Below are 23,131 nucleotides of genomic sequence, written 5' to 3'. Positions count from 1 at the left end.
GACCGCCCGTCGTGAGCATCTGGGTCGTGATGGCGGTACTGCTGACATTGACCGCGTGTTTCGCCTATCTCAACAACCGTTGGATCAAGCTGCCCTCGAGCGTTGGCGTGATGGCCGCGGCGCTGGTGTTTTCTTTGGGCCTGGTGATATTGCAGACCCTGGGTGTCGAACTGGTTCGTCCTGCTGAGTCATTGGTCCAACGCGTACATTTCGACTCTACGCTGTTGCACGGGCTGCTCGGTTTCCTGCTGTTTTCGGGCGCTCTGTCGGTTGACTTCGCAGAACTGCGTCGTAACGCGCTGATCGTCGCGGTTCTGGCGACGTTCGGCGTCGCGTTGTCCGTGGTCATCGTGGGATTTGGCACCTATTGGGCCCTGCAGTGGGTCGGGCAACCGCTGTCCTGGCAGTACTGCCTTCTGTTCGGCGCCCTGATATCACCCACGGATCCGATCTCGGTCCTTGCGCTGCTAAAGCGCTTGGGTGCCGGGCAGGGACTGGAGGCCAAGATAGCGGGGGAGTCGTTGTTCAACGATGGCGTCGGCGTGACCCTGTTTCTCTTGCTGTTGCCGTTGATAGGAGGCGGTGCGGCACGGTCGTCAAGCGGGATCGCGTTACTGCTGGCGCAAGAGATGCTGGGTGGCATCACATTCGGAGTGCTTGCCGGGTGGCTCGTTTCGCGCCTGCTGCGTCGCGTCGACCAATACACAGTGGAGATTCTGTTGACATTGGCCCTGGTCAGCGGCGGCTTTACCCTCGCGGACCGATTGGGGATATCGGCGCCACTTGCGGTCGTTGTCGCGGGTTTGATCGTGGGTCACCACGGACGCCGGGGCATGTCGATCCTGACACGTCACCATCTGGACCTATTCTGGCACCTGTTGGACGAGATCCTGAATGCGGTCTTGTTCATGCTGATCGGGCTGGAGGTGTTGGTGATGCATTTTCATCAACGCTATCTCGCCGTCATCGCGGTGCTGATACCGATCGTCTTGCTGGCGCGACTGATCAGCATCGGGATTCCATTGGGGCTGCTGCGCCGTTGGTGGCGAATCTCCCCCGCTTCGCTCGGAATGATGGTCTGGGGCGGCCTCCGTGGCGGCCTGTCAGTGGCGATGGCCCTGTCTCTGCCGATCGTGGCCGAACGCGACCTGTTGGTTGCGGCCACCTATGGGGTCGTCGTTTTCGCCCTGCTGGTGCAGGGAGGCTCGCTCGGCTGGATACAGCGTTCGCGATGGGGCAGGCAAGGGGAGGGCATCGGTGATGCCTAACGCCAATGTGGCCGTTCGTTTGCATGTGTTTTCGTGGCCAGGCTCCGTCGCAACGGTCGTTGCCACGGAAGCTGCCGACTTCAACCCAGGGATACCCATCCCTCACCGACAACAAGGAGCATTGCAATGTCCAATCCGTCGAACAGCATTGTCACCGGCGACCCGGTATCAGAGCCGGTCGATCGCCACCAGGATCCGGTCGAATGGGACCGCCAGGAGGCCTGCATGACGGCACGGCGGTTGGGCATCGAGATGACGCGAGAGCACTGGTGGGTGATCTTGTTTTTGAGACAGATTCAGGTCGAGCGCGATATCCCGCGCGAGGCGCGCAAACTGGCTGCGATGCTGGATGCGGCCTTCATCGACGAAGGTGGCATGCGATGGCTGTATACGCTGTTTCCCGGCGGACCTGTGTTGCAGGGCTGCGCGATCGCGGGTGTGCCCATACCCGACACACCATCGAAGACTTTCCCGACATCCGCTGGTGACACGCGCGTGACCCGCTCTGCGCGTGCTCGATCGGCGCAGTCCAGGCGCGAACGGTCCTTCAGGGGCCACTGATGGTCAGTATCCAGTTGCGTGGATCAGGCACCGGATCGATAGGCGTGCCTTCACAGTGATCGAGATCATTGTAGTTCTGGCAGCAATACACTCGAGCAAGCAGCGACGCGCGCGGCCTCCAGCATTCCGGCCTAAAGGCCCATCTGCAGGCGCGGGATGATTCCCATCAAGCCAAACAAAATCAGGTAAAAGGCAACGATGTAACTGAGCAGGCGCGGCCAAGCCAGGATGGCGATGCCGGACAGGATCGAAACAAGCGGCGAAAGCAGAGTCATGTCCATAACACAGGTCTCCGTCGATTTGGTGGTTCGAGAATATGCCTCTATGAGCATACTGCGCTGCAGTAAAAGCGCGATGCGGCACTGACTCGCGAGGCGGCGCATCCTGCCCGCGTGCCGGTGTCAATACACGCCAGCACGAAGCGTGCCTTGATTTCCTGCCACGTGTGACGGCAGGCCCAGGGCTAGGTGGGTCCAGAACTGGAGCACCCGGAGCTGTGCCGTGCCGGCGTTGCCGTGCCTGCAGCCATCGAAACAGGGTCGCCAACTGCAGCGGTGCCGATCGACGCGACGAACGTATCGTTGCGGACCACTCGACGCGATCCACGACTTCGCCATGCCGGTTGGTCACCCAGAGACCGCTGGGTGCCCAAACCATCAACGACGCAGCAGCGTGTGCAGTCGAACGGCCGGGTGCGGGGTGGTTAATTTGCACCACACGCTGGGTCAAGGGCACCACGAACAGGTGACCGGATATCCAGACGGATCACCAAGCCACGACACAAGACACGCGGTCTCAGCACTTTCCATGCCCTGGCCCTTTGGGGACAGACTGAACCTGTCATCCATTGCGACCCGAAGGGTCTGTCGCTGCATGGCAAGGCGATTGCAAAGGTTCCATACAGCGACCCGTAGCCATGCGGGCGTCGTGCGCGAAGCCGCTGCGCAAGGCGACGGGTCATCGGCTACACCGACATACCTGGGAGACGGAAAAATGCAGCTGCGTCGGGTGATGCTTGCCATCGGCATATTGGCCATCGGTGGTGCCGCCGCTTGGTATTACGACACCTATCTTCGTGCTCACCCGTCGACCGCCGATGCCTACCTCGGCATGCATGTTGTCCAGATCGCACCCCAAGTGAGCGGTACGGTAGAGACCGTCCAAGTGCGCAGCCATCAGGCGGTCAGGCGAGGCGATGTGCTGTTCGAGCTCGATGCCAGGCCGTTCAGGCTCGCCGCCAACGAGGCCGACGCACGGCTTCAACAGGCAAGAGACACGCTGGCCGCCGCTGATGCCCAGGTGACTGCGGCTCAGGCTCAGGTGGATGCCGCCGAAGCCGCCCTGCATGAGGTCGAGAGACATTCGGCGCGCGTCGGCGACCTTGTCGCAAAAGGGACGGCGTCGAAAGACGAGGGAGACACTGCGCAGCGGGCATTGAAAAGCGCCCATGACAATGTGGCCACTGCCAACGCCGAACTGACGGCTGCGATCGCCCGACGAGGTGGCCGTGGCGAGGCCAATGCCGCGATCCGTGCGGCCGAGGCGACGCTGGGCCAGGCGAAGCTCGATCTGCAACATACCCGCATACTGGCGCCGGCGGACGGCATTGTCGGGGACCTGACCGTTCGACCAGGAAGCTTCGTGAACGCCGGCAGACCATTGTTTGCGCTGGTGGAATCCGATGAGGTCTGGGTGGACGCCAATTTCAAAGAAACCGACCTGGTCCGTATCCAACCCGGGCAATCCGCGTCGGTCACGGTCGACCTGCTGCCGGGCAAGACCTTCGAAGCAACGGTCGAGAGCCTGAGCCCCGCGTCGGGCACGGCATTTTCCCTGTTGCCGCCGGAAAACGCGACGGGGAACTGGGTAAAGGTCACGCAACGCTTTCCGGTTCGCTTGCGCATCCTTGATCCAGTGGCCGGACTGCGTCTCGGCGGAAGCAGTCACGTCACCATCGCCGCCGATGGTCCGGCAGGTTGACGGGCACGGACCACGCTGACGACGTCGACGATGGGTACCCACCGCATACTTTCAGGACTGGCGCTGATGTTGACGACGGTCATGGTCATCATGGACATGACCATCGTCAACGTGACACTGCCGCACATGATGGGTGCGCTCGGCGCAACCGCCGATCAGGTGACCTGGGTGTTGACGGCCTATATCGTTGCCGAGGCCGTGACCATCCCGTTGACGGGTTATCTGGCAGGACGTTTCGGGCGTCGCCGCGTTCTGTTGTTCGGCATCGCCGGTTTCGTCGTCGCGTCGGCGCTGTGTGGCCAAAGCTCGTCGCTCGCCGAGATCGTGGTGTTTCGCTTGTTGCAGGGTGTTGCGGGCGCGCCGCTGATCCCCCTTTCTCAGGCCGTTCTGGTTGACGCCTTTTCGGCGGACGAGCGTGGCAAGGCCATGGCGATCTGGGGGATCGGCATGATGCTCGGGCCCGTACTCGGACCGACAGTGGGTGGTTTCGTTACTCAACAGCTCGACTGGCGCTGGGTGTTCTACATCAACCTGCCTGTCGGTCTGGCAAATCTGGTACTGGTTGCGCGGTATGTGGACGAGACCGCACGGCGTTCGGTCGGCACCGACTGGCTGGGTGCAGCGTTGATGGTCGTGGGCATCGGCAGCCTGCAGACACTGCTCGATCGCGGTAACCAGGAAGGCTGGTGGCAGTCGGGGCTGATCGACGTGCTGACGATCACCGCAGTGGTCGGCATCACCGCCTTCATCGTGCGTTCGCTCAGTGTCGCCCGGCCGATCGTCGATCTGCGACTGTTCCGTGATCGCAACCTGGCAGTCGCCTCCGGCATGATGCTCGTGTTCGGCCTGGGATTGTTCGGCACGGTCGCCATGCAACCGATCATGCTCGAGCGGTTGTTTCACTACCCGGCCGAGATGACCGGCCTGGTGATGGCGCCGCGCGCGCTCGGTGCCGCCGCCTCTATGGCGATCGTGTCGCGATTGACCGCTCGCGTCGATCATCGCTGGCTGGTCGGCATCGGCATGCTGCTCGCGGCCTCCGGGACCGGCATCATGGCAGGCTACAACCTGCATATCAGTCCTGCCTGGGTAATCTGGCCGGGCGTCGTGCAGGGACTCGGCATGGGGGCCATCTTCGTCCCGCTGTCGACGATGGCTTACGGCTCCCTGGCGCGCGAACAGGCCGATGCAGGTGCCGGTCTTTTCAACCTGGCGCGTACGATCGGCAGCGCCATGGGGGTGTCCATCGCGGTCACCTGGTATACACGCTTCGGTCAGGCCGACTGGCACCAACTGGGTGGGCACATCAATCCGATGAATCCTGCGCTGCACCAATGGTTGGCAACCCAGTCTCTGGATATCGACAGCCCACTGTCGCCCGCACGCCTGGCGCAGGAACTGGCTCGCCAGTCGTCAATGCTCGCATTCGCCCAGGTGTTTCAGCTGATTGCCGCGAGTTTTCTGCTGATTGCCCCGCTGCTGTTGCTGCTACGCCGCGAGTAGTGTGACCGCCGTCAGCCGGTTGCGCGCGATGTCCGCGCGAGTTCAGCGACACCGGTGAAACCTGCCGGTGATGTTGGGCGATGTCCCATTAGGCCGACCGCCGAAGAGATGTCCAGCTGGCATAGGGATCCGCGGCGTGCCCGCGACGACGGCGCTCGTCGGTCCGCGTCGGGCCGCTTGTCCCGTCGAAGAAACCCCGGACGTCCATTGGGGACAGACCGGGGAAGAGGGAAGTAACGTTACGCGGCGTTTGCCGGATCCTTTGTCCGGCAACTACCCATCAACCAGGGGGCGTCAGCGACACGGTGGCGACGTCCACGGAGTCGGCGAGCACGGCTTCGATGTCGACTCGACGGTTGGGCGCCAGGCAACGGATCAGTTTGTTTTCACTCCGGATCCCCGGACAGGTCACGAGCGGCGCGGAGCTTCCATCGCTGGCGGTGGCGATGCGCTCGGCCGGGATTCCCCTGGACACGAGGTAGTCCTTGACGGCTTGAGCGCGGCGCAGTGCGAGCCGTTCATTGTAAGGAGTCGGTCCCAGTTTATCTGCGTGCCCTGTGATCGTGACGGCGTGGATCAGGTCGGCATCCTCCACCGCATCGATAATGCTGTCGAGATCCGCTTTTGTCTCGTCACTGAGTTTGACCTTGTCGAATCCAAAGAATGCCGAGTCATCGGCGGCAAACACGATCATCGCCCGTCCTTCCTCGACGACCAATGTGGGTTCGGGACAGGTAGGCATCGATTCCTTCCATGAGCCGCTGTCGACGCAGCCTCCGGCACCCGAGCGTACCGGTTGACCCGATCCGTCGGTCAGGTAGGCGGATGCGGTGGCAGCGACAACGGGCTGGGCGATACCGAATGCCGCGGTCAACAGGGAAACTCCGAGCGTACTGAACACGTTTTTTTTGGTGCCTCGCATGATGATTCTCCTCGATTTCGATTGGAACGAACGGTCGACCCGGCGAGAAAGCGGGCCTGTACTCCGCGGTGCAAACTCGATGCCACCGGGACGGCACGGTTATCGTGCGGTACTTTGTTGGCATGCCCGAGTTCGACACAGCGCTTTGGTCAATATGAACCGGGGAATATCGGCCAATCACTGGCCCTGGATCAGCCGAAGCAGGCGCCGGAGTCCGGCAACCGGGTCTGCACCGAGGTGCACCCGTACAACACGGCGTCCGCGGGCAGCCAGCTCCCGCTGATCAGCGATCGCCTGCGCCAGTTGCGTGGTACCGAAGCTCGGCCCACTGTCCGATGGTTGCAGATCGCATTGCACGTCTCGGGTAAGCACCACGAACACACCGGTGTTCGGTCCGCCCTTGTAGACCTGGCCTGTCGCGTGCAGGTACCGTGGACCGTAGCCAACACAGGTCGCATTTCGGTGATGCGCCCGCACCGCGTGTCGAATCTGTTCCAACAACTGCGCAACCTCGGGGTCGGCTCGATCCAGGTATCCGAGCAGGGCGAAGTAGTCGTTCGGTCTCAGCTGTCCCAGGTGCGCGGCCAACAACCCATTGAACCGATCGGTGCTTCCCGGGAATCTGCCAAGGGCTGCCGCATACTCCGCCGTCGCATACAGGGAAAGTCCGTTGCTGTCGGCGACCGGAGTTCCGTCCGCCAGCCCGCTGCGACGCGTAACGTCAACGGCCAGTTGGCGTGCCGCGAGTTTGGCTCCTTCGACGTCCGGTTGGTCAAAGGGATTGAGATGCAGCACGGCGCCCGCGACAGCGGTCGCCATCTCCCATCGGTAGAATTCCTGGCCGATATCGTAGCGATCGTCGACATCAATGCGCAGAACGGGATGTCCTGCAGCACTCAGCTGGTCGACGGCATCATCCTGAACAGGGTCTGCATCGGCCGCTATGCGCAGGTGCACGAACAGGCGATCCTCTCCATACCGTGAGGGTGGTTCGACATCCTCGCCACTGACGGGAATCAGTCCTGTGCCAAGCTTTCCGGTGGATTCGGCCAGCAGTTGTTCGAGCCAGGCGCTCAGCGATTCGATGCCGGGAGTGGCGATAAAGGTCACCTTGTCCCAGCCCGCCTGCCGAGCCGTGCCCAACAGCACCCCCAATGCGACTGCCGGGTTTTCTTCGACCGGGGTTGCGGCCGAACAGGCCTCCACCATAACGGCGGTGCGCTCCAGAAAGCGTTCGATGTCGACTCCGAGCATCGCCGCCGGGACCATCCCGAAGTCGGACAACGCGGAGTACCGACCCCCGATTCCGCGACGACCATGGTAAATCGCCCGAAAGTCCCGTGCCGAGGCGAATCTTTCCAGCGGTGACCCTTGATCGGTTATGGCGACAAAGTGGCTTGCTGCCTGATGCTGACCGATCTCGTTGGCCACCCGCTCGAGGAAGTAGTCTGCGAGCATCCGGGTTTCCAAGGTCGTGCCGGACTTGCTGGCCACAATGAACAAGGTGCGTGCGACGTCCAGTTTCTGTTCGATGTGCTGGAGCTGGTCAGGGTCGGTACTGTCGAGCACGATCAGTTCGGGGTGAGCGGGTGCATTGCCGAGCACGCCAGCGATCACCTCGGCTGCGAGACTGGAGCCCCCCATCCCCAGCAATACCAGATGATTGAAATAGCGGCCTTCGAACAGGTGTCCTATGTTTCGCAGTTCGCCGAGGCGCCCGATCTGTGCGGGGACGATGTCCAGCCACTCCAGCCATTTGTTCTCTCCACGTCCGGTCCAGAGCGTGGCGTCGCGTGACCATAGGCGCTGCACCTTGCGATCGTCGCGCCAATCTTTGAGTACCTGGCGCACGCGGGTACTCAGGACAGAGGGTAGTTGCGCGCTTTGCCTGTCGGCCGGCGTCGTCAGGACCCTGGTCCTTGCCGCGGATACCGCATCGAGCAGCCGGTTGTAAGCCGTAGAGAACTGCGTGAGCCCCTCTGCCAACAGATCGGCGGTGAGCGCGCTCAGATCGATGCCCAGTCGGTCCAGGTTGCGCAGGGTCAGTGCCGCTGCATCTACGCCTTCTTCGAGCGAAACCTGTGCATGTCCATGGTCGCGAAATGCATCCAGCGTCGCGGGTGGAATCGTGTTGACCGTTTCCGGCCCGATCAGGGTTTCCACATATCTGACATCACTGTATGCCGGATTCTTGGTGCTGGTGCTCGCCCACAACAGACGTTGAGGCCGAGCGCCGGCGGCCTCCAACGCCTTCCAACCCGGCGTGTTGAACATCGCCTTCCAACGTTGATAGGCCAGGCGCGCGCACGCGATGGCCGTTTGTCCACGCACGGATTGTAGGATCGCACGGTCCACAGGGTCGTGCGTGTTCGCCAGCAGTGCCTCGATGTGCGCATCCACCGCCGTGTCGATGCGACTGAGAAAGAAGCTCGCAACCGATGCGCAGCACGTGAGCGGCTGACCGGCTGCGTGTCTTTCCTGGATACCCCGGATGTACGACGCAGCCACCTGTTCGTACGTGTCCAACGAGAACAACAGCGTGACATTGACGTTCAATCCCTCGGCGACGAGTTCCTCGAAGGCCGGCACACCAGCAGCCGTAGCTGGGATCTTGATCATGAGGTTGGGTCGATCGACTTCCTTCCACAGACGCCGTGCGGCCGCGGCCGTCGCCAAGGTGTCCTGACTCAACAACGGCGACACCTCCAGGCTGACATAGCCCTCACGCCCGTTGGTGCGTCGGTACACGGGTAACAACAAGTCTGCGACCCGCTGTACGTCCGCCATCGCCAGGCTTTCATACAGGGCTTCGTCGTCCAGGGTATCGCGGTACGCAAGTGCGGCGATGGCCGAAGCATAGTCGCGACTACCGGCGATGGCCCTTTCGAAGATCGCGGGATTGGTCGTCACACCGGTAACACCATCGTCGTCGATCAGTCTCTGGAGCCCGCCACTGTCGAGAAACGCCCGACGGACCGAGTCCAGCCAGACCGACTGGCCAAGTGTGCCGAGCGCCTTGATTGCGTTCATCGCGGTATCCTCCGGTGCGAGAAGGGTTCTACCTCCGCACATTCAAGGTCCGTTCCATCTCCGCAGGCGCCCGCAATCGCTGAGCGGCAAGACATCGAGGCCGTTGTGCGGGGCCCACTGGGGGGAATCAACCACTGGACCTGGGTGACAGCCACCATGCACGCACTGATCGGGGGCCGTTCCGGGTGCCTTGCGCCTCGAACAGTGCCGGTTTGTCCGGACCGGATCGTGCATGCTGGGTAACCTGTCCGGTCAAAGAGCCGATCATCCGCCACGGATGTTCCGGTTACCCAGGACTCGGTGCGTAGGCGGCAGGCGCGCGGCGGAGGGATGCTTGACCGACGATCCTTGCGCATTGTCGGAGATGCTGGAACAGCTTGGCGGAGGCGATCGATATGGTGGATTGGATGGACGGGCTGCATACGTTGGTCGGACTCATCGTCATCGTGAATCCCTTGCTGGCGGTATCGGCGTTCGCCGCGCTCGCCGGTGGCGAAGATCCGCTACAACGCCGTGCGACCGCGCATCGCGCGGCGCTCACGGTTGCCGCGGTGCTAAGCGCATCCGCGCTGGGCGGAGAGACGCTCTTGCGCTTGTTCGGTATCGGTCTGCCCGCCTTCAAGGTCGGCGGCGGCGTGTTGATCCTGTTGATGGCGATCGCGATGTTGCATGCCCGGATGAGTGGCGCACGTCACACTGACGAGGAGGCCGACGAGGCGCACGAAAAGGAGCAGGTGGGGGTGGTGCCTTTGGGGATACCCTTGTTGGCGGGACCTGGCGCCATCAGCACTGTAATCATCTACGCCCATGCGGGAACGGGCTGGGCCGGTACTGGCCTCCTGGTGCTGGAGGTCTGGCTGGTCGCAGGACTGGTGTGGCTGGCGCTCCGGGTCGGTGACCGCGTTGCGGTCGTCCTGGGCACGACCGGCATGAACATTGCCACGCGTATCATGGGGCTGCTGCTCGCGGCCATTGCCGTGGAGTTCATCACGCACGGCCTGAAGGTCCTTCTGCCCGGGCTGGGATGAAAACCGCGGGCCGCCCGTTGGCGGCCCAGGCCCGCGCATACTCGGTAGCCCCACCGCGGTCTTGGCACCCCGGGATATCAGGCGATCAGCATCTGCATGCGCCGGGTGTCATCGCAGTGTTGCGCCAAGCGACCTTTGACACATCGAACCGGCACGGGTGTTCCAGGGGAAAGAACTTGAATCGACCGCTCCCGCCCTCAGTCGTCACGCGCGTTCTGCACCTCGGTCTCGCAGCAGGCGTGTGTATGCAACTGCTGCTGGCGACGTTCATGCAGAGACCGCGGCCGGGCCTTGCGCGTCCGTCGATCGCGGCAGGTGGATTCGATGTCCATGTGTTTTCGGGGATGTTCCTGTTGCCTTGGGTGCTCGCATGGTTCCTGTGGTTGGCCATCCGTCGCCGCGAGAAGGGTCCGGGTGCGTTGTACCCGTGGTTCACGCCTGTCCGACGTCGCGACCTGCTGACGGCGGGCCTGGGCGCCTTCGCGGCCTTGCGAAGCAGGTGCATGCCGACCGCCGTCGACAGCGAGCCGGTCGCTCGCACGATCCATGGGCTCGGTGCGCTGTGCACCCTGTTGATGGCCCTGACCGGCACCCTCGTCTGGTTGGGGATGTCTACCAACGGCCAATTGACCGGGTACTCGAAAGGCGCCCTGCTTGTGCATCGTGCGTCCGGGACCCTGATGTGGGTCTACGTCGTGGGGCACGTGGCGATGGCGCTAATCCATCACTGGCAGGGCGACGACACCCTGCGCCGCATGTTCAGGTTCCCGCTTCCGGGCCGGCGCCACCACTGACCGACGGGCGCGGGCACTCGGGAGTCTGCGCCGACGCCACTGAACCGATAGACCCAAGTCGACCGCATGCGAGGCAACACGGGCCGAGTGGCGCGGTCTCCGGCAGGTGGATCCCGGGCAGCGGACTGGTGGCCCCCAATCTGCAACGGGTTCCCGTGAACGCCTGCTGAACAGCGGATGCGGTTCGCGAGTCACGCCAACCACCTTGCAGGTCGGATCCGGATCGACTCGGTACTCCGTCGGGAAGCAGTGAGACCCCACATTCGACGATTGGAGGCGTATTGATGAATAGTCACCCGATAAATCGATTCGCAACGGTACTGTTGATCGGCACCCTATGCATGACCACTGTGCAAGCGGCAGACAATACCGCAATGGACGCAACACCGCCGCCACTCCCGGGTCCTCCGGCGAACGGCTTCTCCTCCAACACGGAGGCGACGACGATTGCACAGCATTTTTCCGGCGCGACTGCAGTCGAGACCGTGCGCCCCATAGAAGGCATCGATAGGAAATCGCTGGGGACGGCGCGGGCACTGTACAAAGATCTATTGATGGTGCTGCGCTCCGCACAACAGCACAACGAAATCGATACCCGACTCGGATTGAACAACGCGAACAACATCGTCGATGCTCTGTACAAGCCAACCGCAATGCATGCATTGCTGCAGCAATCGGCCATCATCAGAGAAGACCTCAAACGCCACGACAACTCGATCGACAGGGAACTCTGGGTGCCGCTGCAGGCGGAGCTGGATGGGTTCCGAATCTCGTTGCCCGCCGAACGCTATCACGCGGCGACATCGGCGATCGAACAGGGGAAGACCGCCGCGTGGAACAGCGACAGGGCCCGCGCCCGGACTGCGCTCGACAGACTGGAACGTGCCGTGGCAACCCGCTTTGCGCTGTTACCTCTCAGCAAGATCCGTGGTGATCTGGTCTCGGCCGAGAGTACACTCGACCCCGCTCCTCCGTATTGGCAGGGCATCAGCGAAGCGATGCGCAGTGCACTTGCGAGCATCAGATGGGTGACAACTCTAAAGGCCAACAACTGGATCGCCGCCTACGAAGACGCGGTCCGGGCTGTCAAGGCATTGAGTGATGGGCCGGAATTCGCCCGACGATGGTTGCGTGTCACTTCCGTGGATCTGCAGGCGCTACCGGGCGGAAGCGAGTTCGCTGAGCAGGCGTTGAAGCTGTCACGGCGTGACCCGATCACTGCCGATGCGGTGTATGACCTGATCGATGGTATTGGAGGGCATGTTTCGGCGATCGGCAATCCATGAGTGGGCGGGGATTCGCTTGGGCAGAGGCCGAAACAGTCTTGAGGCCTTTCAAACGGCAGGCCGGGGCCCGGGTAGGTCCACCGGTTTGTCGGCGGCGACCCGTTACTTGTCTGGCAGCGACGCCGCCAACCGATCACGTCTGTCGCGCGCCGACGCCTTTCCGGGCTAGACCGGGTGCGCGATCGCCGTGGCCGGGGTGTCTTGGGGTCATGTGCGTGGTTCAAGTCAACCAGGCATTGCGTATAGTGAACCAGGTCGGGTCGCTGGACCGCGCCTCCATCCAGCGTCGCGGGCCCCTGGGCCACGGCATAGGGTTTGCAGTGTGAACATGAGGGAAACGGTGGCCGCGTGACCCTTGGGAATACGGAGTGCTCGCGATGACCGGGGACAATCATAGAGGCAGGGGTGTCCGGGGTATGCAATGCTCGGATCGTTGACGCACAAATCTTCGGGCCGTTTTCCAATGCGGCAGTTTTTCTGGCTCCCACTCGGTCTTTCGGCACTGCTGGTGCTCCTGGTACTCAGCGGGCTGGTGGCGATGTCCTGGCGCAATCTGGAACGATTGCAACCGGTGCAGGAGCACCTGGCGCATATCGCGCGCATTCAGGACGTCGGACTGGCGATGGAACAGACCCTGCTGGAGGGACTGCGAGGCGCACGGGTCGGCAGGGAGCAAATGGACAGGCTTCGCGGCGATCTACACGAGGTGGCTGCCCTTGAAGGCGCCCTGCACCCCGACACGAACCGCCGTCTGGCCGGGGTTGCCGACCGTATCACGGCATCAGGCTCCAGCGCGGTGGAGACGCTGTTCGAGACACTGACCGAACTGCGATCGGTACTCGCCGATGAACGCGCGCAACACGACCTGCTGTTGCTGAACGTGACCGAAAGCACCCGGATGGAACTGCGCCTGGCGGTCCTGTTGTTGGTGGTACTGCCTTTGGCGGGCGGTATCGCAACGATTTGGTTGCAGCGCAGGACGGCACAACCGTTGAAGGATCTGCAACATCTGCTCAACCGGCTGTCGGGACGCGATTTTCGCCTGGTTTCCGATGAGGTCCTGCTGAATACCACCAAACTGGCCCGGCCCGCGTTTCAGAGCTACAACGCGATGGTCTCCCGCCTGCAGGAACTGGAAGCCGAACACCAGGATCGTGAGCGCCTGCTGGAACAGCGGGTGCGCGCCGCGACCGAAGCCCTGCTCGCGCAGAGTCGCGAATTGTCACGGGCCGAGCGGCTTGCCGCGGTCGGCGCGGTCTCTGCGGGGCTGGCGCACGAGCTGCGCAACCCGCTGGCAGGCATACAGTTGGCGTGTTCGAAGCTGCGCAACAAGATCGCGGACGGCGATCAAGCGAATCGAATATCGTCCGTGATCTCGGAACTGCAGCGCATCAATCACCTCCTGACCGAGCAGGTGGACGCTGCCCGCCACGCCCCGGAGCCCATGGTCGACGTCGATATCGCCGCCGCGGTGCGCGAGCTCCTCGATCTGCTCCGTTACCAGGTACCGAGTCAGTTCGCATTACAGGTGAGTGTCGACGAAGGCCTGCATTGTGTGCTGCCGGCCGCCGGGTTCCGGCAGGCGTTGTTGAACCTGTTGCTCAATGCGGTCCAGATACAGGGCGAAGAGGGGCGGGTGGAGGTCTCGGCGACCCGCAGAAACGGGCATCTGGTGATGAGCGTCTCCGATGACGGCCCGGGTTTTCCCAAAGAGACCCTGATGGCGGGGATTCGTCCCTTCGCGACCGGACGCATCGGCGGGACCGGTCTTGGGCTGGCGATGGTGCGTCGCTTCGTGCGCGACCTGGACGGACAACTGGAGCTCGACAACCGCTCACCCCGGGGTGCGCAGGTCACGATGTCGCTGCCATGCGGCGCGGCCGTTGAATCGGGGGATCATGACAATGCCTGACACGCTGCTGGTCATAGAGGACGAGGCGTTGCTCGGCGCGGAGCTGTGCGACGAATTTTCCGACGCCGGCTGGGAGACCTTACTGGCAGCGGACCTTGCGACCGCCGCGCGCCTGCTGTTCGAACGCAACCTTGAGCCCCTGGTCGTGTTGTCCGACATGAATCTGCCGGACGGCAATGCGCTCGACCTGCTCGAAAAGGTGCGCGCCCGCGGGATGGCCGGCGAATGGATCTTTCTGACGGCGTTCGGCGGGGTGCCGGAATCGGTGCGGGCGCTCAAGCTCGGAGCTTTTGATTTTCTGGAAAAGCCTTGTGAGCAGGAGCGCCTGCAGATCGTTGTGTCCGGTGCGGCACGCAGCGCGCGCGCACAAAGGAGATTGCAGGATGAAGGGCGCGCGCGCGGAAACCGTTTCTCACCGGCAGCATTCATCGGCCACAGCCCGGCGGCAAAAGACGTGCGCGACATGTTGACACGACTCGCCAGGGTACCTTTTTCGGCGTTGTTGATCAGCGGCGAAACCGGTACCGGGAAGGGGCTGGTCGCGCGCATCCTTCACCATACCGGTCCGCGAGCCGAAGGTCCGCTGGTGGAAGTCAATTGCGCCGCGCTTCCGCGGGAACTGCTCGAGGCCGAACTGTTCGGCCACGAGGCGGGGGCCTTCACGGGCGCCAGGAACCGGCGGCGGGGGCTCATCGAGCAGGCCAATGGCGGCACCCTGTTTCTGGACGAACTCGGCGAGCTGGACCTGGATCTCCAGGCGAAACTGCTCAAGGCCATCGAGGACCGCCGGATCCGCCGCGTGGGCGGTGACCGGGAACTGGAAGTCGACCTCCAGGTGATCGCGGCGAGCAACCGCGACCTCGAAGACAGTGTGTCCAGCGGGGATTTCCGCGCCGACCTGTACCATCGACTGGCGGTGTTCCGGCTGGCGGTGCCCGCGCTGCGCGACCGCAAGGAAGACCTCGAGGACCTGTTGCCGGCCTTCATCGACGAGTTCAATGCCCGATCCGGGCAGCGCGTGGAGACCGTGCCGTCAACCGTGTGGCGACGTCTCGCCGGCTATTCGTGGCCGGGCAATGTGCGCGAACTGCGCAATCTCGTCGAGCGCTGTGTCCTGTTGGCCGATGGGCCGACGTTTTCCGAACGGTGGTTGCATCTGGACGACCGCGACTCGGCACAGGGGCAGGTGGTGCCCGGAGCGGAGATCGACAGCGATCGCATCTGCCTGCCGCTCGATGGCAGCATGAGTCTCGAGGAGATGGAGCGCAGCATCCTGACCGAGGCACTGGTGCGCAACGACGACAACGTCAGTCTGACCGCGCGGGTACTCGGCACGACGCGAGAAAAGCTCCGTTACCGGGTGCAGAAATACGGTTTGAAGACGAGCGACTGAGCGAGACCCTCCTGCAGATCGACCCGGTCGAGGCGGTTCGAATCCCCCAGTCGCATGGAAGCCCCGGTTCATTTTCACCGCTGTGTCGGCATTGCGGCGTTCGCTGCGCCCGCAAAACCTTGCAGCAGACCACCGCTATGGCTGGCACGCTGCATGCTCCGCATGGTTCACCGAGGGGCCGGGTATGGCGATTCGCTACAGGCCCCAGCATCTGTGAACAAGGAGCGACATCATGAACACCGAATCCTCACACGCGCAGCCATCGGTTGATCTCGACGATACCGGACCGAAAGCCGAGGCTTCGACCCACACGAGTGCCTTCGAAAAGGCCGCCATCGGCGTGTTCGATACGCACGAACAGGCGGAAAAGCTGGTGAAGACCATGGAGTCCAACGGTTTCCCACTGCGCCAGCTGTCGATCGTCGGCAAGGGCTATCACTCCGAAGAACGGCCGGTCGGGTTCTATACGGCCGGTGACCGGGTGAAGACCTGGGGAGGGGCCGGCCTCTTCTGGGGTGGACTTTGGGGCCTGCTGTTCGGCTCGGCATTCTTTTGGATTCCCGGCATCGGACCGGTTGCCGCCGCTGGTCCCTTCATTCATCTGCTCGTGAGTACGGCCGAGGGCGCCGCCGTGGTTGGGGGGATCGGCGCATTGGGGGCTGCGCTCGTGAGCCTGGGCCTGCCGAAAAAGGACGTGATCAAGTACGAGCGTCATGTCAGGGCCGACCGCTTCCTGGTGATCGCGCATGGCGACACGCAGCAGGTGGCCCGGGCTCAGCAGCTGATGGAACAGGAAATGGCAGCGGAGACTGCTGTCATCGAGTCCTGAGTGCCGCATCGCCAAACGGTCGACCAAAGCACCCGGGGCCGCGCAATGGCATCTGTCGGTATTCCAACCCACTCGATACAAAAAGGCGGAGGTACAAGATGCAAATAGGCATGATCGGCCTGGGACGCATGGGGGCCAGCATGGCCGAGCGTCTGCTCGCCGGCGGACACCGATGCGTAGTACATGATCGCTCGGCACAGGCCATCGAATCGTTGGAGTCCAAAGGTGCCGTCGGCGTGGGCAGCATCGGCGAATTGGTCGACCGACTGGATAGGCCGAGGGTGATCTGGTTGATGGTGCCGGCCGCTGCGGTCGACGGCCTGGTCGATGGGCTGACCTCGAAGCTCGCCGGCGGCGACATCCTGATAGACGGTGGCAACAGTCATTTCACGGCCGACAAGCGGCGTGCCACCAGCCTGTCCAAACAGGGCATCCACTACCTCGACGTCGGCACCAGCGGTGGTGTGTGGGGACGCGAGCGCGGTTACTGCCTGATGATCGGCGGTGCCGCCGAGGCCGTGGACCGGGTGGCGCCCGTGTTTCGGACACTGGCACCGGGTTTCAGCGCACCGCGCACGGCGGGCAACACGGGTGAACCGTCACCGCCAGAACAGGGTTGGTTGCACTGTGGTCCATCGGGCGCGGGTCACTTCGTGAAGATGGTCCACAACGGGATCGAGTATGGCCTGATGGCAGCATATGCCGAGGGATTCAATATCCTCCGGCTCGCCGCTGCCGGCCGCCTGGAGGTGAGTGCCGACGCCGAAACGGCGCCGCTCGAGGAACCCGAGATGTACGGCTTCGACATCGATGTCGCGCAGGTCAGCGAGGTCTGGCGGCGCGGCAGCGTGATCGCATCCTGGCTGTTGGATCTGACCGCACAGGCACTGCGCAGTGATCCAGGGCTGGAACGTTTCGACGGGCGTGTCTCCGACTCCGGCGAAGGGCGGTGGGCCGCCCTGGCCGCCATAGAGATCGGTGCACCGGCGCCGGTATTGACGACCGCCCTGTTCGGTCGATTCGCCTCGCGCGGTTCCACCGACCTGCGGAACCGGCTGTTGTCAGCGATGCGCTGGCAATTCGGTGGGCATGCGGAAAAAGGGGCCGGATAGCGATGTTTCTCCCATATCGGAAAGGGCTCGTCACGGCAGTCTGACTGTGCCCGCGTCGTCGGTATCGAGAGCGTCTGTGACCGAGACGGTCGACCTGTCTCGATGCCGCAGTCGTCAAGCACGCGGGAACCGTGGACACGTGACTGTTGTTTGCGCAACTCGACGATATCGACGCTCGAATTCGCGCCGCCCTGGCGGCACTGGAGAATCCGCAACCCGATATGGCGTTGGCAGGCGAGACTGTTCACGGGGCGCTCACCACCACCTACAGAGACGGGGTGAACGATCCCGACGCTCGATTGACGTGGATACTGGACGAAGACGCCGTTGACAAACTTGAGACGCAGCGCGCTGCACCAGCGGCGGCATCGCAATAGGCTGCTGACAAGGCTTTTCCGGAATGCTGCGGAGGCCCGCCGGCTGTCGAGGCACGCCCATCCGGCTTTACTAGACTCAGTGAACAATCTCGCCGCCGTGTTGATCGGCCTCGGCGAATTGGACATCGCCGCCGAACGCCTCGACACCCATCTCGCGGATTGCCGCGCGACCTTGGGCCGACGGCATCCGGAAACATTCAAGGCCGCCTGGCAACTGCTGGTCGCCGAATCGCGCCGCGGCGATCCCCGCGGGCGCGTGCGCGAATTGCTCGACGAGGATCTCGCGCCGCTGATCGAGGCCGATCCGGACGGACTGCCGGCCGAGTTGCGGGCGCTGCGGGCGGCGCTCGCCGAGGCCGGGCACTGAGAGAACGCCCCGCAATCCCCTGCAGACCAACGGCGACGCGGCGGGCGCATTCACACCTGTCGTTCGCTGTCGCGCCGCGGATGCCACTGATGCAGGATTTGTGATCGGAAGGGCTGCTCGATGTGCCGCCGACAAACTAAAGTTAACCGTGGGGGTGGCGATGCCCTCCGACTTCGATCGACTGAAAGGGCGTGGGCGCGAACCCTATGGCAAAACTCCTGGTCATTGATTCCAATGAGGAAACCAAGGTCCCTTTTCTCAGGGGGATATTGACGCGTTCCCTGCAGGATATCGGCCTCGATTTCGAGGAGGCCTACGACCTCGCCTCCGAGGTGCGCGATGCCTTGAGTGACGTGTCCGAGGTCCAGACCTGGAAGTTGCGCGACCTGGTGGCGGAACGACTGCGCAGGTATCACAAGGACGACATTGCCGAACGCTATGAATCACGGACGGAGGGTGCCGGTACCGTCACGGTGCGCGGAGAAGAGGGGCATCTGGCGCCGTACTCGATCGAGGATCACAGCAAGTCGCTGGAATTGTGCGGCATGGCACCGGAAGATGCGCGCTACCTCAGCCGCCTGATCGGCCGTCATCTCCTGGCCCGCCAGCGCGAGGAGATCAGCAAATCCTATCTGGGTCGCCTGACTTATCGCATGCTGGCCCGGGAGATCGACAGGGGAACGGCACAGCGCTACCTGGTCTGGCGCCGGTTCAAGCGCAGCGGTACACCGCTGCTGCTGTTGATCGGTGGCACCGCAGGGACCGGCAAGAGCACGCTTGCGACCGAACTGGCGAGCCGTCTCGATATCTTCCGCACCCAATCGACCGACATGTTGCGCGAGGTCATGCGGATGATGATGCCCGAGCGCCTGCTTCCGATCCTCCACCAGTCATCATTCGATGCGTGGCGCGCCTTGCCGGACGCAGCCGGGGCCGCGGACTTCGAGGACCAGATCTCCAATGGGTATCGTGGCCAGACCGGCCTGCTGGCGGTGGCCTGCGAGGCGGTGGTCCAGCGGGCGGTTCGCGAGCGTGTCTCGATGGTGCTGGAGGGCGTGCATATCGATGCGACGACAGTGAAACGGCTGCGCGACAGCGACGATATCGTGGTGGTGCCGATCATGCTGGCTATCCTGAAACAGGAGGTGTTGCGCAAGCGGATCCGTGGTCGCAGCAGTAGCGCGATGCAGCGGCGCGCACAGCGCTATCTGAAAAGCTTCGATGCCATCTGGCAACTGCAGTCGTACCTGTTGTCCGAGGCCGACAGGGAAGGGATCCCCATCGTGGTCAATGACGATCGCGAGAGCACGATTGCCGAGATCCTCCGGATCATCGGTGACCATCTCTCGGTCAGGCTCGAGCCGACGTTGAAGCGGGTGTTTCCCTAGAATCTTGGGCAAGGTACAGAGGCATCCCGGGGAGGTAGAGGTGGAGTACAAGGGGCTGATGATTATTCTCGACGGCGTCGGCGACCGCAGCTGTCCGCAGTTGCAGGGGCAGACACCGCTCGAGGCCGCGTCGCTGCCGGTCCTCGACCGAATGGCGCGTGACGGGGTTGCCGGGATGATTGATCCACTCTCACCCGGTGCCCCCGTTGGCACCCATATCGGAACGGGTGTCCTGATGGGTCTGGCACCCGCCGATGCGACCGTTCTTGCGCGGGGTCCGGTCGAGGCAGCGGGCATCGGCCTGCCGGTGCAGCCGGGGGATGTCCTGTTTCGCTGCAATTTCGCAACCCTCGAAGCGCAGGAGGGCAGGTTGCAGATCCGCGACCGCCGCAGCGGTCGTATCCTCGAGCAGACCGAAGATCTCGCGGCTGCGCTGCGTGATATCCCGCTCGGTGACGGGATCACGGGCAGCCTGTATCCGACGACCCAGCACCGTGCGGTGCTCCTGCTGCGCGGCGCAGGCCTGTCGAGCGCGGTTTCGGATACCGATCCGGGTAGCGGCCGCATGAGTGCGGGCGTGAGGCCCGCAACGGCTGCAGATGCTACCGACGAGGCGGCGCAGCGCACAGCGCGTGCAGTCAACCGGTTCGTCGAGGAGGCACACCGTCGGCTGGTGGAACATCCGGTGAATGCCGATCGGGAGGCGCGCGGCCTGCTCCCCGCTACAGGCATCATCACGCGCAGTCCCGGCAGCGTGGCACCTTTGCGCAACCTCGTGACTTCACTGGGGGTTGACGCTGCGGTGATCGCCGGCGAACGCACCGTGGAGGGACTGGGTCGGCTGTTCGGCTTTCACACGGTCCGCAAACCGGGATTCAGCGCCCTGCCGCACACCGACCTGGAGGGCAAGCTCGCCGCCGCACTCGCCGAACTCGAGCATCGGGACCTCGTCTTCCTGCACATCAAGGGTCCGGACATCTGCGCCCACGACCGCGATCCATTGGGCAAGAAAGCCTGCCTGGAACGCGTCGACCGGATGCTCGACGCGTTGCGGCGCCCGGATCTCGCGATCGCGGTCACCGGCGATCATTCCACCGACAGCAACCGCGGCCGCCACTGCGGCGACCCCGTACCGGCGTTTACCATCGCACCCAACGGGCGGCGTGACCAGGTCTCCGCATTCAACGAGTCTGCATGCATCGCCGGTGGCTTGGGACGCATCTCAGCGACGGCTTTTCTACTCGGCCTTCTGGACGCGATGGGGGTCGTGAGCAACTACCGGCCATGTGACCGCGACTACCTGTTTCATTGACAACCGCCAAGCCGATCGGCCGCGCCTTCACCCGGGAGTTACACGCGTCGACGGGCCTGCGCTTTGCCTGTGCTAGCATTCCTTGGAGTGCGCGACCTGCCGATACCTCGGCGAGATCTTCGAGTTCGTCGCTGAAAGCGGCGATCCGGGACGCGACGTGAGACACCGCACGAGGACACACGATCGGCGGTACGGATACCTTTGGTTGTGCAAGCTTCCTTGTTGGCGATGGCGCCCATGATGCTATGAAAAAGATAATACTCCCGACAATCCTCGCCATCCTCGCGTACGGTTTCTGGATCAGTCCGGACTTCAAGGAGATATCCGCCGGGGTCGCGATCTTCCTGTTTGGCATGCTCGCGCTCGAAGACGGTTTCAAGGCCTTTACCGGCGGCCTGCTCGAACGGCTGTTGCGCAAGACCACGGAGGGGCTCTGGAAGTCGCTCAGCTTCGGTGTCGTCACCACCACGCTGATGCAGTCGAGTTCGCTGGTATCCGTCATCACGATCTCCTTTCTCAGCGCCGGCCTGATCGGACTGGCGGCCGGCATAGGGATCATCTTCGGTGCGAATCTGGGTACCACGACCGGCGCCTGGCTGATCGCGGGCTTCGGGCTCAAGGTCAAGATATCGGCATATGCGATGCCCATGCTGGTATTCGGCATCATCCTGGTGTTCCAACGCTCGAAGAACCTCAAGGGTGTGGGATACGTCCTGGCCGGGCTGGGCTTCCTGTTCCTCGGCATCCATCACATGAAGGAAGGCTTCGAGGCGTTTCGCGACACCATCGACCTGACCGCCTTCGCGGTGGAAGGCTATGCGGGCATATTCCTGTTCACGCTGATCGGCGTCGCGGCGACGGTGATCATGCAGTCCAGTCATGCGACCCTGGTGATCATCATCACGGCCCTGGCTGCCCAGCAGGTCACCTACGAAAACGCCCTGGCGCTTGCGATCGGCGCCAACATCGGCACCACGATCACCGCCATCCTGGGCTCGATGAGTTCGAACATCCAGGGCAAGCGCCTGGCGGCGGCCCACCTGATCTTCAACATGGTCACCGCGCTGATCGCCATCGCGTTCATCCACCAGATCGCTCAGGGGGTCAATCTGATCAGCTCGTCGGTGGGCATCGCCGACGACGACTACACGCTGAAACTCGCCGTATTCCACAGTGTCTTCAACACGATCGGCATCGTGGTGATGATGCCGTTCATCAATCACCTCGTGAGTTTCCTGATGCGAACGATGCCCGAGAAGGCGGCGGCCGCAGCAGTGCCGATGTACCTCAACGACTCGGTCATCGAGCTGCCGGACACGGCCATCGAGGCGGTGAGGAAAGAGACCCTGCGTCTGTACGACAACGCGTTCGCGATAATCGCGCACGGCCTCAGCCTGCACCGCAAAGACATACTTTCGGATCTGGACCTCGCCGATGTCGTCAAGCGGACCAGCAAGCCGATCGCCATCGACCTGGACGACGAGTACAACACCACCGTCAAAGGACTGTACAGCGAGATCGTCAATTTCATCAGCAGGGCTCAAGTGACGATGAACGAAGAGCAGTCCAATACGCTGTTCGCTTTGCGCGCCGCCGGCCGTGACATGGTCGAAGCGATAAAGGACACCAAGCACATGCACAAGAACCTGGCGCGATACGTCGCGTCGGACAACGCGGCCATTCGCGACGAATACAACAAGATTCGTATACAGCTGGGCGAGGTCCTGCGTCATCTGGCCGAGGTGCGTGCGCATACCGAGGATCCCCTGGCAGTGCTGTCATTCGACACGCTCAAGGTGGAAATGGAAGACCAGGACAGCACACGCAATGGCGTCCTCGAAGAACTCATTCGGGACAACAAGATCACCGCCCCCATGGCGACTTCATTGATGAACGACGCCACCTATGCCTACGATGTCGCCAAGAACCTGGTACAGATGGGTGAAGTGCTGTTTGCCACCGGAGATGCCTCGATGAGGGAAGTCGAGCGGGAGCTGGCCCTCACCGAAGACGAGATCGAGGAGTTGAGATCCGAGCTGGAACACCACGATTCATGAATGCGGGACTCG

19 protein-coding genes are annotated in these 23,131 nt (G+C 63.0%); 16 read left to right on the top strand and 3 right to left on the bottom strand.

What is annotated here, in order from left to right:
- The first annotated feature begins 29 nt into the window (after window positions 1–29).
- Both H6955_18935 and H6955_18930 read left to right on the top strand, forming a co-directional pair.
- Window positions 30–1,268: a sodium:proton antiporter gene (locus H6955_18935; GenBank protein MCP5315643.1), complete on the top strand. Its 1,239-nt coding sequence runs from the start codon at window positions 30–32 to the stop codon at window positions 1,266–1,268.
- Window positions 1,269–1,394: 126 nt separating this feature from the next.
- Window positions 1,395–1,829 (top strand): TusE/DsrC/DsvC family sulfur relay protein, encoded by a 435-nt coding sequence (locus tag H6955_18930; protein MCP5315642.1) that lies wholly within the window; start codon window positions 1,395–1,397, stop codon window positions 1,827–1,829.
- A 131-nt stretch (window positions 1,830–1,960) separates the two neighbouring features.
- On the opposite strand, the gene H6955_18925 is transcribed toward H6955_18930, so the two are convergent.
- Window positions 1,961–2,104: a DUF3096 domain-containing protein gene (locus tag H6955_18925; protein MCP5315641.1), complete on the bottom strand. Its 144-nt coding sequence runs from the start codon at window positions 2,102–2,104 to the stop codon at window positions 1,961–1,963.
- 718 nt (window positions 2,105–2,822) lie between these two features.
- Between H6955_18925 and H6955_18920 the strand changes: the two genes are divergently transcribed.
- Together H6955_18920 and H6955_18915 are read left to right on the top strand one after the other, a co-directional pair.
- Window positions 2,823–3,809, top strand: coding sequence for an HlyD family secretion protein (locus H6955_18920; GenBank protein ID MCP5315640.1), 987 nt, complete (start codon window positions 2,823–2,825; stop codon window positions 3,807–3,809).
- Between the two features lie 30 nt (window positions 3,810–3,839).
- Window positions 3,840–5,312, top strand: coding sequence for a DHA2 family efflux MFS transporter permease subunit (locus tag H6955_18915; GenBank protein ID MCP5315639.1), 1,473 nt, complete (start codon window positions 3,840–3,842; stop codon window positions 5,310–5,312).
- Between the two features lie 280 nt (window positions 5,313–5,592).
- On the opposite strand, the gene H6955_18910 is transcribed toward H6955_18915, so the two are convergent.
- Window positions 5,593–6,234: an OmpA family protein gene (locus H6955_18910; protein ID MCP5315638.1), complete on the bottom strand. Its 642-nt coding sequence runs from the start codon at window positions 6,232–6,234 to the stop codon at window positions 5,593–5,595.
- A 177-nt stretch (window positions 6,235–6,411) separates the two neighbouring features.
- Window positions 6,412–9,264 (bottom strand): bifunctional transaldolase/phosoglucose isomerase, encoded by a 2,853-nt coding sequence (locus tag H6955_18905; GenBank protein ID MCP5315637.1) that lies wholly within the window; start codon window positions 9,262–9,264, stop codon window positions 6,412–6,414.
- A gap of 395 nt (window positions 9,265–9,659) precedes the next feature.
- Here H6955_18905 and H6955_18900 point away from each other — a divergent pair, with 395 nt between their 5' ends.
- The 12 genes from H6955_18900 to H6955_18845 all read left to right on the top strand — a co-directional run bounded on the left by H6955_18900 (window position 9,660) and on the right by H6955_18845 (window position 23,119).
- A complete protein-coding gene (locus tag H6955_18900) occupies window positions 9,660–10,292 on the top strand; it encodes an NAAT family transporter (protein ID MCP5315636.1) in 633 nt (210 codons plus the stop codon).
- A 176-nt stretch (window positions 10,293–10,468) separates the two neighbouring features.
- Entirely contained in the window at window positions 10,469–11,086 is a 618-nt protein-coding gene (locus H6955_18895) for a cytochrome b/b6 domain-containing protein (GenBank protein ID MCP5315635.1), read from the top strand.
- A gap of 284 nt (window positions 11,087–11,370) precedes the next feature.
- The gene (locus H6955_18890; GenBank protein MCP5315634.1) at window positions 11,371–12,372 is read left to right on the top strand and encodes a hypothetical protein; all 1,002 of its coding nucleotides are present in this window, start codon (window positions 11,371–11,373) and stop codon (window positions 12,370–12,372) included.
- A gap of 463 nt (window positions 12,373–12,835) precedes the next feature.
- Window positions 12,836–14,284 (top strand): ATP-binding protein, encoded by a 1,449-nt coding sequence (locus H6955_18885; GenBank protein MCP5315633.1) that lies wholly within the window; start codon window positions 12,836–12,838, stop codon window positions 14,282–14,284.
- The gene (locus H6955_18880) at window positions 14,277–15,677 is read left to right on the top strand and encodes a sigma-54-dependent Fis family transcriptional regulator (GenBank protein MCP5315632.1); all 1,401 of its coding nucleotides are present in this window, start codon (window positions 14,277–14,279) and stop codon (window positions 15,675–15,677) included. Before H6955_18885 ends, H6955_18880 begins: the two co-directional genes overlap by 8 nt.
- Before the next feature lie 334 nt (window positions 15,678–16,011).
- Window positions 16,012–16,506, top strand: a complete 495-nt coding sequence (locus tag H6955_18875; GenBank protein MCP5315631.1) for a DUF1269 domain-containing protein — start codon at window positions 16,012–16,014, stop codon at window positions 16,504–16,506.
- A 98-nt stretch (window positions 16,507–16,604) separates the two neighbouring features.
- Window positions 16,605–17,618, top strand: a complete 1,014-nt coding sequence (gnd, locus tag H6955_18870) for a decarboxylating 6-phosphogluconate dehydrogenase (GenBank protein ID MCP5315630.1) — start codon at window positions 16,605–16,607, stop codon at window positions 17,616–17,618.
- Window positions 17,619–17,764: 146 nt separating this feature from the next.
- Window positions 17,765–17,995 carry a hypothetical protein gene (locus H6955_18865; GenBank protein MCP5315629.1) on the top strand — a complete coding sequence of 77 codons (231 nt, stop codon included), beginning with the start codon at window positions 17,765–17,767 and terminating at the stop codon, window positions 17,993–17,995.
- Between the two features lie 97 nt (window positions 17,996–18,092).
- Window positions 18,093–18,362, top strand: coding sequence for a hypothetical protein (locus H6955_18860; protein ID MCP5315628.1), 270 nt, complete (start codon window positions 18,093–18,095; stop codon window positions 18,360–18,362).
- Window positions 18,363–18,568: 206 nt separating this feature from the next.
- On the top strand, window positions 18,569–19,750 hold the full coding sequence (locus H6955_18855; GenBank protein ID MCP5315627.1) for a hypothetical protein: 1,182 nt from the start codon (window positions 18,569–18,571) through the stop codon (window positions 19,748–19,750).
- A gap of 40 nt (window positions 19,751–19,790) precedes the next feature.
- Window positions 19,791–21,062, top strand: coding sequence for a 2,3-bisphosphoglycerate-independent phosphoglycerate mutase (gene apgM / locus H6955_18850; protein ID MCP5315626.1), 1,272 nt, complete (start codon window positions 19,791–19,793; stop codon window positions 21,060–21,062).
- Window positions 21,063–21,307: 245 nt separating this feature from the next.
- Window positions 21,308–23,119, top strand: a complete 1,812-nt coding sequence (locus tag H6955_18845) for a Na/Pi symporter (GenBank protein MCP5315625.1) — start codon at window positions 21,308–21,310, stop codon at window positions 23,117–23,119.
- Window positions 23,120–23,131: the final 12 nt, after the last annotated feature.

The organism is Chromatiaceae bacterium, assembly GCA_024235395.1.
Classification (GTDB): domain Bacteria; phylum Pseudomonadota; class Gammaproteobacteria; order Chromatiales; family Chromatiaceae; genus Thiosocius.
This window is presented reverse-complemented; position numbering and strand designations above follow the sequence as displayed.